Here is a 12,404-nt window from a genome sequence, read left to right on the forward strand (position 1 = left end):
TTACCTCCTGAATTGTTTTTTGTGTTCGGCGTTTTGCCTTACACTTATACAATAGGATTTTGAGAGCAAAAACATCCCTTTCTTAAAAAACTTTTTTAAAAATTTTATGGCTCTATGCCAAATGCCTTTCTCAAACGCCGGATACCAGCCTTTCGACGCTTTTCAATGGTGCTTGCTGGCGCTCCCTTCATGGCGGCGATGGCTTTGACGGACAGCCCTCTGTAATACCGCAGTTTTAGTACTTCTTTCTGCTCTGGCGTCAGCTCCCGCATCTCTTGGTTCAGCTTAAGGCGCAAGGTTGTTTTTGCCTCCTCTTCTCTTGTCCCTGTGCTGTTTTCCATGGCGAGACGCTCCTGATGGGCATACAGACTCTGATCATCCATGGTACATTCCCTTTCTTTTTCTTTCGCGTTTTTCTTGGCCTGTTCCACAAAGTGGTGAAACAGCCGGTTTTTCAAATAAAAGGGAAAGACCACACCCAGCTCAAATTGGTAGGCCCTCAGCGCTTCCAACAGCACCACGCCGGCTTCCTGCAGGCCGTCCACATAATCTGCCGGGTCATAGATGTATTTTTGCACCATGGACAGCATTAAAGGCTGAAAGGTGTGCAGCAGCAGTTCAGAGGCTTTCTGATCCCCTGCTTTCGCGTCTCTTACCCATATGTCTATCAGCTTGTACTTTTCGCTCATTCATCGTCCTCCCGGATGCTTTTAAGCTCCAGCACAATGCCTGGGTAACGGCTCTCCACCGAATCTGAAAAATCATTAAACAAGTCCTCGGCCTCCTCATCGCTTCTCGCGAAAAAGCCCATATCCAGAAAACATTCTGCCTTGACCCGGTAGGCTCGTCTCCGCCCGATGATCCCTGGGCCGGTTCCATAAAAATTCTGCGTGTGTATGGCGCACCTCCTGTATGAATTTATATAATAAATAAAAAGTATAATGTTATTGTTATTTATGTCGACACGGGTGTCGGTGATTTCGCGTCCACTTTTTGTTTTTTCAAAAATTTGCCGACACCGGTGTCGGTCATGCCTGTGGATAAGTTTTTCTGAAATCCTTCTCCGGTTCCAGTGAAAGGGACTCTGGACTGCCTGCATAATCATAAACCATGGTCTCCTTTTCGGATAACACATGCCTGATCTCCCGGGGCTCCACATTGGGGCGCAGAGGGATCATCGTGTAGATCCCTGCGCCTTGGGCACTGCCCTTTTGATAAATAATCCGCCCCTTATCCTCAAGCTCCTGCCGATAACGCATCATCTGCCGCTCCGAACAGTGCATCACATCGGTGATGCGTTTGTTGCCAATGATAAACTCCACGCGCCAGAGCCACTCGCCGGAGGTGGTTAGCAGGGCGCACCAGCTGTTAAACACCATGAGCACCACCCATAAGGAGAAAGCTCCCGGACTCAGCTCGTGATCCTCCAGCCACTCAAACAGATAGCGGATCTCCTTGAAAAAACTCAAGCCCCATACTCCACAATAAAACGGATATCCTCAAACAGTGCTTCCTTATGCTTAAGGCGTCTGATCTCTTTGTCAAGATGGGCAAGATTGCGGTGAAGCGCCCCGTTTGTAGACGCTTGCTTCTCAAGGGCTTCTGTCAGAATTGATATAGTTTTATCCTTTGCGTAATCAACGCTGCCCAGGGACTCCAGATACACAAAGGGCGGATAGTAGTCCATGATAATCGAACAAAAACGCCTTGCCTCATCCCTGAAGCTGGCTACACCCATGAGCTGAAGCTCATTTCCGCTGACCAGATAGGCCCAATGCCGTTTTCCGTCCGAGCACCGAATCCGTTCCATTCTCAGGCCGCCAGGGAGTGCAATCTTCTCTAGAAAATCCCTATGACAACGAAGCCCCAGATAATCACAAAGGTCTGTTGCCACATACCAGTGGGCCCTGACCTCAAAGATATCATAATCCCCCTTCATCCCATTAATCAGTTTTTTGAGATGGATGATCTGATCCATCAAAGCACCCGACTCGTTGTCATGGGCGGTCATCAGGCGCTTTTTAAGCTTTGATATCTCATGGTATAAAACAGAGACGTGCATCTCGCGCTTTTCCTGGATCAGAATACAGCGTACATCTGCATATTCGGATGATTTCAGGATTTTTTCTTCCAAAATTATGGTCTCTTCATCAATTTTTCGGTTTAATATTTTGTTCATTGTAAACTCTCCTTTTAAGCTTTTAATCCACTTTTAAAACAACCGGAACCAATACATTACAGTGCACCTCAATGCCCGCTTTCTAAGGCTCCAGGCTAAGCAGCCAGCTGCGCAGCGTCTCCCACTCTCTAAAAAGCTGATGGTCTTTTTGGGTTTTTCTCACAGTTCTGCGCTTGGCGTCAAGCATTTTTCTCAGCCCCGTTTCATCCACAAAGTTCTTGTACTGAACCCGCTCTGCATTTCCCGGATGCGGGATAGGCAAAACCCGCACACCCAGCCTCTTAAAATGTCGGCTGGTATAGCGTCTCGTTTTTTTAAACCCCAATACCCGTTCCACATCGGTGGTGGCATAGAATACTTTTCCCTCTCCTACGCAGAGAGTATCCACCTTACCATAGGCGCTGTGCTCCAGCTTATGGTAGCTTTGGAGGATTCGTTTTACTTTTTCCGAAAGTTTGGCGACAAAGCGCTCCCGCTGGGAACCGTGGTTATTTTGACCGCATGGAACCGCCCCTTTTTCCGCTGTTTTTTTGGAAAAAGTGTTTTGTTTCTTTTGTACTGATTTCTTCATCCTCAGTACCTCCTCATTCAATTATTGATCCGCGCTTTCCTGCGCTGACCTTGACTCTATTCTACAGCCTGATGGACGGTGTGAGAATATACTTGGAGTTGGACTTTTTTCGCAGAACTCTGTTTTTCCAAAGCGGATCGCCGTTGGCGTCTGAGCATTTCAGGCGCAGCAGGCTGTACCAGTTTTTTACACAAGTGATTTCCTCTATAAATCCGGCGGCAAAAGTCTGGGCCAGACTGCCAGCTGACGCAGCCGGTTTCTTTTGGCATCCTTGCGGTCAGGCTTCTCGCCCTTTTTAAGGGCTGGGATGTCTGGCTCTGGTCGCAGACTCATAGGCCCTTGAACAATCTGCTTCGCATAATCTACGTTTTTCTGGAAATCCCGTTTTCGGGCCTCAGCCTGCTCCTCCTCGAAGTAAACCACCAGCTCACCGTCCTCCAGGAGCTCCAGAATATCCTCGGTCAAAAGCTTCTCATAAACCTCGGAATCGTAACGGCAGTGCTTGATCATCTCAAGGGTGAGCACCCGGTGGCAGTACTGGAGGTTTTTAAAATAATCGAACGCACGCCGCTTTTTACAGTCGGGACAAAAAAGAACCGGTATGAGGAAGATGGTGATCTCCTCATACCGGTTGATTACAATGCGCACCGCAAAACCATTACGGTTCAGCTTTCTAAGGCACTTGCGTGTCTTTTTCCTGAGCCGTTTTTTCAATTTTTTCTTATAGCTTGTCAATACCTTTTTGCCGCTGGCGGTCCGTTTTAAGCGGGGCTTCCGCTTTCTTTTTCGCTTTGGCGGTTTTGGGCTTTTCTGCTCTTTTTCAGGATCTGGATCGGCGATGTCCAATACTTCCATGTTAATCGGGATATCGTTCTGGCAGCGCAGCTCAAGGCCTTCCTGGAGATTTAACTCTTTCAGGCATGGGACTCTGCCGGTTTGACGGATAATCGTTTCCACAAGCAACCGCGCAGACTGTGTTGGAGCTTTGAGAAGTGCCTGAGCTGGGGGATCTTCTGGGTTGATGAGGGTGGTTAAGGTGTAGTGGGATTCGGGCAGATGGATGGTCATAATGAGGGCTCCTTTGTTATTTTTGAATTTGGCGGGCAGTGGGCGGATGGGGTTTAAAAAAAGAAAAACCGGCAAGCGAAACGCATATTGCTATGCTTTCGCTTGCCGGTTGATTGGGTATGTGTCCCGGAAACCATGTTTTGTTGTGGGGTGATTAGATTTGCTTTTTTATTTCAGAGGCAACGGCGCCGATGGCTCCCTCTGTCAAATAAGGGTGCATGGGCAGCGCCAGAACCCGCCCGCAGAGCTGCTCAGTCACCGGACAGCTGCCTTTAATAAAGGGCGTGTCCTTGAAAGCGGTCTGCTCATGCATGGGCTTGGGATAATAGATCATGGTCGGAATCCCCTGCTCCTTAAGCGCGGCCTGCAGCCTGTCCCGCTGGCTGGCTGATGACAGGGTGATGGTGTATTGGGCCCAGCTGGATAAAAAGCCCTCTGGAATAACGGGTATTTTGACCACGCCGCTCAATTTCCTGGTATACTGGGCTGCCGCATCGTTCACGGCCTGCAGCTCGTTATCGGAAAAGGCCCTGAGCTTTACCTGAAGAATGGCTGCCTGAAGGGTGTCCAGCCGGGAGTTGACCCCAATGCGCACATTATCATACTTAAAGCTGCCCTTACCGTGAATCTTGTAAGAGTTGATGAGGGCCGCCAGATCGCTATCATCCGTAAAGACAGCGCCGCCATCCCCATAACAGCCTAAGGGCTTGGCCGGGAAAAAGGAGGTGGTGGCCGCGTCGCCGAAGCTGCAGGCCCGTTTGCCGTTAATGGCCCCGCCAAAGCCCTGGGCGCCGTCCTCCAGCACCTTGAGGCCATATTTGTCCGCAATGGCCTGTATCTTAGGATAGTCGGCAGGCAGACCAAAAAGGTCGACGGCGATGATGACTTTTGGGGTCAGCTGTCCCTCTGCAAGCACGGCCTGAATAGCTTCTTCGAGCCTTTTGGAATCCATGTTAAAACTATCTTCGTCTACGTCTACAAACACGGGCGTGGCGCCCTGGTGGGCAACGACCTCGCCGGAGGCAAAAAAGGTGAAATCCGGCACGAACACCGCGTCACCCGGGCCAATGCCCCAGGCCATGAGCACCAGGGATAGCGCGTCGGTGCCGTTGCCGCAGGTCTCGCAATGCTTTACCCCCACGTATTGGGCCAGCTGCTCCTCCAACTCGGTGACGGGGGCGCCGGAAATAAAGTTCGCGTTGTCAAGCACGGATCCAATGGCGGCGTCGATGTCTTTTTTCAGGTGGTGGTATTGGGTTTTAAGGTCTCTGAATTGCATGGGTTACCTCTGTTTCTCACTTAATCCGTTTTCGTTCTGTATATAGCTGCGTCCGCATTTTGGACAGCCGAGGGTCTTGTCTAAAGTCTCACCGCACTCACAAACCCAGCCGACCTGCCGGGCAGGCACGCCTGCCATCAGGGCGTGATCGGGTACATCACAGGTGACGACTGCCCCTGCGGCAATGAGAGCATAGCGGCCAATGGTATGACCGCAGACAATGGTGGCGTTGGCGCCGATGGTGGCGCCTTTTCGGACAAGTGTTTTTTTATATCCGGCGCTTCCCTTGGGGTACTCGGCCCGGGGCGTCTGATCATTGGTAAACACCATGGAGGGGCCGCAGAATACAGCGTCTTCCAGCTCCACACCCTCGTAGATGGAGACATTGTTCTGCACTTTGACGCCATCGCCAATTTTTACCTGGCTTGAAACATTGACGTTCTGGCCAAAGGAGCAGTTCTCTCCGATGGCGGCGCCACTTTGGATGTGGCAAAAATGCCAGATTTTCGTCCCCTTTCCAATGATGACCTCATCATCGATATAACTGCTCTCATGTACAAAATAATCGGCCATCAGCGTTCAAACCTTCCTGTGAAATCGGTGCTGGAGCAGGCATCCAAAGGCAGCTTCACGGGCCTTCCCTCTGCCGCGGACTGGTAGATGGCCAGCACCAGCTCCAGAGCATTTTTCCCGGCCTGGGCATCTACATAGGGCGCCCGGTTCTGCTCGATGGCTTCGATCACATCCCGGTACAGGCTGGTGTGCCCGTTGCCGTAGACATTACTTGTCGCTTCGTGAAAGCCGTTGTTTTCAGTGCTTTCATGATCATCGGCGTCGGCCAGATCCCAGACGTCAATGGCGTTGGTGGACTTGCCCCCAAGCTTCACGGTGCCCTTCTCCCCAAAAAGGTACAGGGTCTCTTCCAGATTCTGGGGGTAAACGTTGGTGGTGCCTTCGATGGTGGCCACAGCGCCGTTTTTAAACTGAACCACGGCCATGCCAATGTCCTCTGCCTCCAGATAGTTGTGGAACTGCTGCCTGGTCACGCCATAAACTGTGTCGATTTCGTCCCCCATCATCCAGCGCAGCAGGTCGATGCCATGGATGCACTGGTTCATCAGACAGCCCCCGTCCTGGGCCCAGGTGCCGCGCCAGGGCGCCTGGGTGTAATAGTCCTGATTCCGGTTCCAGCGCACATGGATGGAGCCGTGTGAGACTCGGCCAAAGCGCCCTTCCTCCACCGCGCCCCGCATTTTCTGCACAGCAATGTTAAACCGGTTCTGATGGCAAGCGGATACTTTTACGTTATTTTCTTCGGCCGCTTTAATAATGGCGTCAGCCCCGGCAATGCTCATAGCCATGGGCTTTTCGATGATCACGTGAATGCCGTGGCGGATACAGTACAGGGCGATCTCCTCGTGCAGGCCGCTTTCGGTGGCAATGCCGATTAAGTCGAGGGGGTTCTCTTTGATCATTTTTTTATAGTCCGTGTAACGCCGGATACTGGTGTCTTTTTCAAGTCCATGTTTTGCCAGCAGGCTCTCCATGTGGTCGGGGATGACGTCACAGACGGCCACGAGGTTCAGATTGTTGTTTAATACGGCTTTAATATGATTGGTCGCGATGCGACCACAGCCGATGAGTGCGTAGTTCATTGGTTACTCCTGTTTTTACAACAACTCAATATTGTCTCTATTCTTAATTTGTTTTAATGCATTTTTAGTGTCAAAGATAGCTTTTGCATTTTGCTGAATCATCTCGTAATCGATATTTGAATGTGACGCGGTTACGACAATTAAGTCATATCGTTTGATAATTTCAGGATTGATCTTTTCAATTCCTTTGTGAATTGTACCTTTATACTTGTACTCTGGGATAAAGGGATCAAAAAAATCAATCTGCGCTCCAACTTTTTCAAAGTTTTCAATGACCTTTAACGCTGGGCTCTCCCGGTAATCGTCGATGTCCTGTTTATAGGCCACACCGAGCGCGAGGACCTTCGCGCCGTTTAGGGCTTTTTTGTCTTTGTTTAAAATACGTGAAGCCCGGTCAATGCAATACTCCGGCATCCGGTCATTGATCATCATGGAGCTTTCAATCATGGAGGTGTGGAAACCATACTCCCGAGCTTTCCACGACAGGTAGTAGGGATCAAGCGGGATGCAATGCCCGCCTAAGCCGGGACCCGGATAAAAGGCCTGGAATCCATAGGGCTTTGTCTTAGCCGCGTCCACCACTTCCCAGATATTAATCTTCATGCGGTCACATAAGATGGCCAACTCGTTAATCAAACCAATATTAACATTCCGGTAAGTATTCTCCAGAATTTTTTCCATCTCAGCAATGGCTGGTGAGGATACCTCGTAGACGTCGCCGTCCAGCACTGCCCGGTACATGGCCGCAATCACCTCAGTGGCATCTTTTCCAATACCTCCAACCACTTTAGGCGTGTTTTTTGTTTTATAAATGGCATTGCCGGGGTCCACCCGTTCTGGTGAGAAGCCTAAATAAAAATCCTCACCACATTTTAAACCCGAACCCTGTTCGAGGATGGGTTTAATGAGTTCTTCCGTGGTTCCAGGATAGGTCGTCGATTCAAGCACCACCATGGTTCCTTTTTTCAGGTATTTGGCTACTTCTTCCGTTGATGACTTGACATAGCTGATATCTGGCTGCTGGTATTCATCCAGCGGTGTCGGCACGCAGATCGCGATAAAATCCGTGTCTTTGATGAAAGAAAAGTCGCTAGTCGCCGATATCATCCCTGTTTCGACCAGTTTTTTTAAGTCATCGTCGATGACATCGCCGATGTAGTTGTGGCCTTTATTGACCATTTTCACTTTTTCTTCCTGAACGTCGAAGCCGATGGTTTTGAAGCCGGCTTTGGCTTTTTCAACGGCTAGAGGGAGACCTACGTAGCCTAGGCCGATAACACCTACTTTAACCTGTTTTTTTATAATTTTTTTAAATATATAATTTTTCATTGTACTCCTTATAATTAACCAAGTTCTGTATTATTTCGATTATAACTAAAGGTTAGTAAGATTGTAGTGACAAACCAAAACAAACTGTATGTAACATAAGTTCCACTCATCATCAAATTTACGATTGGATAAATTGCTAATATTAATAAAAATTCATAATTAGAATTAAAAATAATGATCTTTTTCATTTTATAAATACAAATAATCAAAATTAATAAACTAAATAAAAAATATAAAACTCCTCCCTGAAGCAATACTTCTAGAAAAAAATTATGTGGATATCCCCATTTAATACCAAACGGAGTACTTATATATCCCCAAAAACCATATCCCATCAATGGCTTTTTAAAAATCATTGTTATCGCCTCTGAATATACGATATTTCTTCCAGAAGTGCCTTCCCAATTGATACCTCCGCTCGGTGAAATAAAAGACGTGATGCGGTCAATACTATTTTCAAAAAGCGAATTACTTATAAAAATATTACTTAAAACAAAAAAAGAAAATATTATTATTAAAATTGTTAACATTAACTTTGGCATCTTCTTTAGCTGTTTTTTTTGAACAATTTTTATTAAAGTAAAAACAATATAAATTACGAAAAGAATGAATCCACCTCTTCCACCAGTTAACAAGCAAGCAATAAATTGTCCAATAAATAGCAATATTTGAAATGTTGAAAATATTTTTGTCTGCGCAAATTTGAACCTTGGATACTTCTCCCCATAAAAAATTAGATAAAAATTAATACCGCCTGTAAACCCCAAGATATATGAAATACTCTGGTAATTAAAAGCTCCTGAGCTCTGGAAGTAAGCATTTTTTGTAAAGTTATTTATTACAATACTGAATAAAACAATAAATGCAATAATATTATAAACATCAAAGTACTTAACTAATCTTGGCACGATATTTTTTTCTACACAATATAAACCTACAAATATGGAGGAAATCGAAAAACACACAAAATATAGCACGGTCATCATATATCGCGAATTTATTGTTTGAGATAGGATATACTCCAAACCTGCAAGAGCTAAAATAATCACCCCTATAAAAAGAACTAGAATTTCTTTAAACCTAATTTTTCTTTCAAAAATACTATTTTTAAAGTAAAGAATAAAGGATAAAATAAACATACATGCACAAAACAGTGTATAACTATTACTATTTTCACTTCCGAGATATGCATAGCCAAACATTGCCGTTATAACAAAAAATATTTGTTGCATTAATATTATTACAAAAACAATTATCTCATCAATTTTTACATTCATCGTTATTCCTCAATGAAAAGTGACCAATGATCAGCAGCATCATAACCTTAACTGAATTCGCAATTAATACTGCTGTACAAAACCCAAATAAACCAAAATTTTGAACCATTGCAACGCCTAAGCCGATATAAACAATAAGATGAATTATTTGCACAATCGGTTGATAGCTTGTTTTACAGAATTTCAGAACTGCTGGCTGTATTATTCCGGCTGCAACCAAGATAATTGCAGAAAGATTTGCAATGGGTATATAATGTACTGCCTGATCAATCAATGTTGGGTATAGTAATCCTGTAATAGGTTTTGCCAATAGAATTGTTACCAAATAGAATCCAAAACAGCAACTTAACGCAATTGAGCATTGTATCCAAAATTGTTTTAAACTTAATGATTTTTTTTGAGCATAATAGCTCAGCAAAACACCTGCAACTGGCCCCATTACAATGCCAAGAACTTTCCCAAAAAGGGTTGCTGTATAATAGACAGAAACATTTTCTGCGCCCAAAATGGGATATAGCAGTAAACGATCCAGATAGGTTAATACATTTCCTATTAAAGAAGCACTAATTAAAAAACCATATTCATTCAATGTACCTCTCATCAATTTGGTAAGCCGAAAAGTCTCTTTAAAAAGATTCCTGCATGTTAGAAAAATATAAATACAAGAAAAAACCTCAGCCGATAAAAAAGCCCATTGCCAAATACCCGAGTATGCAGTAAAGAAAAGCCCTATCAGTGCTCCTAAACAATAAACAACGCATTGTTTCAAATATTTTTTATAATTTAAAACCAACCGATATCCTACTGAGTAATAAGACCTGCAAGAACTAAGAATTGTGATGCCAATAATCAGGATTAATGAAAAAAGAGACTCCTGACTAAAAAACAAGATACATAGTGGTGTAATAATAGTGATTAAAATAGTTGCACCAAGATTGATAAGATTAAAGTCCCCAGTTGTTTTATTTTTTTTGTATGCCGCATCTCTTAATAAACGCACATTATTTAAAGAATTTCCCAGTGTAACCGAAATAATATTTACAATGCCAATGAGTGTAAGAAAAAGACCATACGAATCTGCACTCATATGTGAACCTAAAAAAGGATAGACAATGATTTGCAAGACACCCGTCATCATAAAAGAGGCAATTATATTTAAAGAAACATCCTGGAAAAAGTTAATTCTTTGTTTAAAATATTTTAAAATTTTCTTTTGCTTAAACATATATTCGTTTTGCCTGTTCTTTATAGTCAAGTTCTTTTTTTGCTAAATCAAAAGATGCTTTTCGCTTCTTTTCTAACACTTCAGAATTGGCACTAATTTCTTCTAATAAACCTTGAATACTTTCAACGGTATCAATGTAAAAGACCGTTTCCCCCATTAGCATCTTATGGCTTTTATGTGGATATAAGGCCAATGCACTGCCACAACAGGCAGCATTCTGCATGGTTGCTGATTGTCCACCGGGCTGTATATATAGATCCGCCGCACACAAATACTCTAATAATTCTTCTGAATTCTTCCATCCTAGAAATCGAATACGTGGATCTTTTTTTATAATTGGCTCAACAACCGGCCACATATCTTCACTAAATTCTCCAATAATAACCAAGTATATTTTTTTTGCTTTTGTTTTCTGAAATGCATCAAGTATTGTTTTAGTTCTTTTTAATCGGTCCATTTTTCCGGAGTGAACAATTAAAATATCTTCATCACTTAGACCTAATTCATTTCTTCTTCTCTTTCGCTTTTTTTCTCTTATTGTCTCTTCAAAAATGATACCTCCGAGAGGTAATCGCATGAGTTTTTCTTCTGGAATACTGAATATTTCTTCAGCAAATAATTGAGTCTCATAACTTATACAAAATACTTTTTGTACATATGGTAATGATTTCTGAATTATTCTTTTATTAAATGTTTTATGTAAAATATATTTGGAGAAAAAATTTGTAGCAGAGTTATTTGCATCACTATGAATGTCTACAAATAACTTAACATTTGGGTGTGTTTTGATATACTTAGCGACACTAATTAACGCATACCCACCTAATCCATGAAAAAATATAACATCTGGTTCAAATTCTTCGATATTTTCTTTCAAATTTTTATAAATTCTAATTTTAGTGTTTAGAAATCGGGGCAAATATTTCACATATGGGACTCTTATTACTTCAATTCCATCTTCATTCATATATTTCTTCGGTTCTAAAAATCCAGGAGTTTTATTATTAATATATGTAACTGTCGAAGCGATAATTTTTACTTCATTTCCATCTAATTTATTCATTTTTGGCAATACATTTTCTTGATAATTATATCCATCAATATAGAACGATGACAGCATTAAATGCAATATTTTCATATTAAAATTACCTTTTCATAAACTTTTCAGGACTTTTAATATCCTCAGCCCTACTTTTAAGCGTTGCTTCGTCAAACTCCCACCATTTCGATTCTTGCAACGCTTCTATTAACTCATCAGAAAATCTCTTTCTTATAAAACGAGCAGGATTCCCAGCCCATATTTCATAAGGCGGAATATTTCTCGTTACAACCGATCCCATACCAATTATTGCACCGTTACTGATATGAATACCTTGTTTAACTAAAACTCGATTTCCTATCCATACATCATTTCCTATAATTGTTTTTTTATGTACTTTTACTTGATGTGTTGAGTAATGCTTATGCAATATATTGTTTCCTTCATGAAAAACAGGTGATGTAGAAACCCAATTAGTTTCGTGTTCTGCAGGTCCTATAGTACAATTATCAGCAATCGAGCAAAATCTCCCTATTTCTGTATTAATAACAGTCGTAAAATTTCCAATGTATGAATATTTTTCTAATCGACTGTTCACTATGTGGGTTCCTGAACAAACTTTAGATGTTTTATCAATATATGAATCTTTCACTGCTGGTAAATTCAATGCTTTTTTTAATAATTTTGATAAATAATATTTAGTTAACATTTCCTTTCCCCCACACGGTCTTCTTCACAATCCCCGCATAACTCTGAATCACCTTCACCACCTTCACACTCAC

General features: G+C 43.2%; 14 protein-coding genes. All 14 read right to left on the bottom strand.

Features of this window, described 5'->3' with window-relative positions; translation table 11 throughout:
* Window positions 1-104: 104 nt before the first annotated feature.
* The 14 genes from DW091_RS19660 to DW091_RS19725 all read right to left on the bottom strand — a co-directional run bounded on the left by DW091_RS19660 (window position 105) and on the right by DW091_RS19725 (window position 12,331).
* A complete protein-coding gene (locus DW091_RS19660; protein ID WP_118519084.1) occupies window positions 105-689 on the bottom strand; it encodes a sigma-70 family RNA polymerase sigma factor in 585 nt (194 codons plus the stop codon).
* On the bottom strand, window positions 686-811 hold the full coding sequence (locus DW091_RS20855; RefSeq protein WP_317985607.1) for a hypothetical protein: 126 nt from the start codon (window positions 809-811) through the stop codon (window positions 686-688). Before DW091_RS20855 ends, DW091_RS19660 begins: the two co-directional genes overlap by 4 nt.
* Window positions 812-1,028: 217 nt before the next feature.
* Window positions 1,029-1,469: a hypothetical protein gene (locus DW091_RS19670; RefSeq protein WP_118519085.1), complete on the bottom strand. Its 441-nt coding sequence runs from the start codon at window positions 1,467-1,469 to the stop codon at window positions 1,029-1,031.
* Complete coding sequence (locus DW091_RS19675; RefSeq protein ID WP_118519086.1) at window positions 1,466-2,179, bottom strand: hypothetical protein; 714 nt, start codon at window positions 2,177-2,179, stop codon at window positions 1,466-1,468. The genes DW091_RS19670 and DW091_RS19675 overlap by 4 nt, the downstream gene beginning before the upstream one ends.
* An 82-nt stretch (window positions 2,180-2,261) precedes the next feature.
* On the bottom strand, window positions 2,262-2,750 hold the full coding sequence (locus tag DW091_RS19680; RefSeq protein ID WP_118519087.1) for a hypothetical protein: 489 nt from the start codon (window positions 2,748-2,750) through the stop codon (window positions 2,262-2,264).
* Between the two features lie 204 nt (window positions 2,751-2,954).
* A complete protein-coding gene (locus tag DW091_RS19685) occupies window positions 2,955-3,818 on the bottom strand; it encodes a hypothetical protein (RefSeq protein WP_118519088.1) in 864 nt (287 codons plus the stop codon).
* A gap of 154 nt (window positions 3,819-3,972) precedes the next feature.
* Window positions 3,973-5,097 (bottom strand): DegT/DnrJ/EryC1/StrS family aminotransferase, encoded by a 1,125-nt coding sequence (locus DW091_RS19690; protein WP_118519089.1) that lies wholly within the window; start codon window positions 5,095-5,097, stop codon window positions 3,973-3,975.
* A 3-nt stretch (window positions 5,098-5,100) separates the two neighbouring features.
* Window positions 5,101-5,670: an acyltransferase gene (locus DW091_RS19695; protein ID WP_118519090.1), complete on the bottom strand. Its 570-nt coding sequence runs from the start codon at window positions 5,668-5,670 to the stop codon at window positions 5,101-5,103.
* Entirely contained in the window at window positions 5,670-6,752 is a 1,083-nt protein-coding gene (locus DW091_RS19700; RefSeq protein ID WP_118519091.1) for a Gfo/Idh/MocA family oxidoreductase, read from the bottom strand. The genes DW091_RS19695 and DW091_RS19700 overlap by 1 nt, the downstream gene beginning before the upstream one ends.
* A gap of 15 nt (window positions 6,753-6,767) precedes the next feature.
* Entirely contained in the window at window positions 6,768-8,081 is a 1,314-nt protein-coding gene (locus DW091_RS19705) for a nucleotide sugar dehydrogenase (RefSeq protein ID WP_118519092.1), read from the bottom strand.
* Between the two features lie 14 nt (window positions 8,082-8,095).
* Complete coding sequence (locus DW091_RS19710; RefSeq protein ID WP_118519093.1) at window positions 8,096-9,358, bottom strand: O-antigen polymerase; 1,263 nt, start codon at window positions 9,356-9,358, stop codon at window positions 8,096-8,098.
* Window positions 9,342-10,583, bottom strand: a complete 1,242-nt coding sequence (locus tag DW091_RS19715; RefSeq protein WP_118519094.1) for a hypothetical protein — start codon at window positions 10,581-10,583, stop codon at window positions 9,342-9,344. The genes DW091_RS19710 and DW091_RS19715 overlap by 17 nt, the downstream gene beginning before the upstream one ends.
* The gene (locus DW091_RS19720; RefSeq protein WP_158577955.1) at window positions 10,576-11,646 is read right to left on the bottom strand and encodes a glycosyltransferase family 4 protein; all 1,071 of its coding nucleotides are present in this window, start codon (window positions 11,644-11,646) and stop codon (window positions 10,576-10,578) included. Before DW091_RS19720 ends, DW091_RS19715 begins: the two co-directional genes overlap by 8 nt.
* Before the next feature lie 82 nt (window positions 11,647-11,728).
* Window positions 11,729-12,331 (bottom strand): CatB-related O-acetyltransferase, encoded by a 603-nt coding sequence (locus DW091_RS19725; RefSeq protein WP_118519096.1) that lies wholly within the window; start codon window positions 12,329-12,331, stop codon window positions 11,729-11,731.
* Window positions 12,332-12,404: the final 73 nt, after the last annotated feature.

This window comes from Eubacterium sp. AM05-23, assembly GCF_003477535.1.
Lineage (GTDB): Bacteria > Bacillota > Clostridia > Eubacteriales > Eubacteriaceae > Eubacterium > Eubacterium maltosivorans.

What these genes read in the sequence shown, in the direction of transcription:
- DW091_RS19690 (WP_118519089.1), bottom strand. Translation starts at nt 5,097, where the DNA reads ATGCAATTCAGAGACCTTAAAACCCAATACCACCACCTGAAAAAAGAC.
- DW091_RS19695 (WP_118519090.1), bottom strand. Translation starts at nt 5,670, where the DNA reads ATGGCCGATTATTTTGTACATGAGAGCAGTTATATCGATGATGAGGTC.
- DW091_RS19700 (WP_118519091.1), bottom strand. Translation starts at nt 6,752, where the DNA reads ATGAACTACGCACTCATCGGCTGTGGTCGCATCGCGACCAATCATATT.
- DW091_RS19660 (WP_118519084.1), bottom strand. Translation starts at nt 689, where the DNA reads ATGAGCGAAAAGTACAAGCTGATAGACATATGGGTAAGAGACGCGAAA.
- DW091_RS19720 (WP_158577955.1), bottom strand. Translation starts at nt 11,646, where the DNA reads ATGAATAAATTAGATGGAAATGAAGTAAAAATTATCGCTTCGACAGTT.
- DW091_RS19675 (WP_118519086.1), bottom strand. Translation starts at nt 2,179, where the DNA reads ATGAACAAAATATTAAACCGAAAAATTGATGAAGAGACCATAATTTTG.
- DW091_RS19715 (WP_118519094.1), bottom strand. Translation starts at nt 10,583, where the DNA reads ATGTTTAAGCAAAAGAAAATTTTAAAATATTTTAAACAAAGAATTAAC.
- DW091_RS19725 (WP_118519096.1), bottom strand. Translation starts at nt 12,331, where the DNA reads ATGTTAACTAAATATTATTTATCAAAATTATTAAAAAAAGCATTGAAT.
- DW091_RS19710 (WP_118519093.1), bottom strand. Translation starts at nt 9,358, where the DNA reads ATGAATGTAAAAATTGATGAGATAATTGTTTTTGTAATAATATTAATG.
- DW091_RS20855 (WP_317985607.1), bottom strand. Translation starts at nt 811, where the DNA reads ATGGGCTTTTTCGCGAGAAGCGATGAGGAGGCCGAGGACTTGTTTAAT.
- DW091_RS19680 (WP_118519087.1), bottom strand. Translation starts at nt 2,750, where the DNA reads ATGAAGAAATCAGTACAAAAGAAACAAAACACTTTTTCCAAAAAAACA.
- DW091_RS19685 (WP_118519088.1), bottom strand. Translation starts at nt 3,818, where the DNA reads ATGACCATCCATCTGCCCGAATCCCACTACACCTTAACCACCCTCATC.
- DW091_RS19705 (WP_118519092.1), bottom strand. Translation starts at nt 8,081, where the DNA reads ATGAAAAATTATATATTTAAAAAAATTATAAAAAAACAGGTTAAAGTA.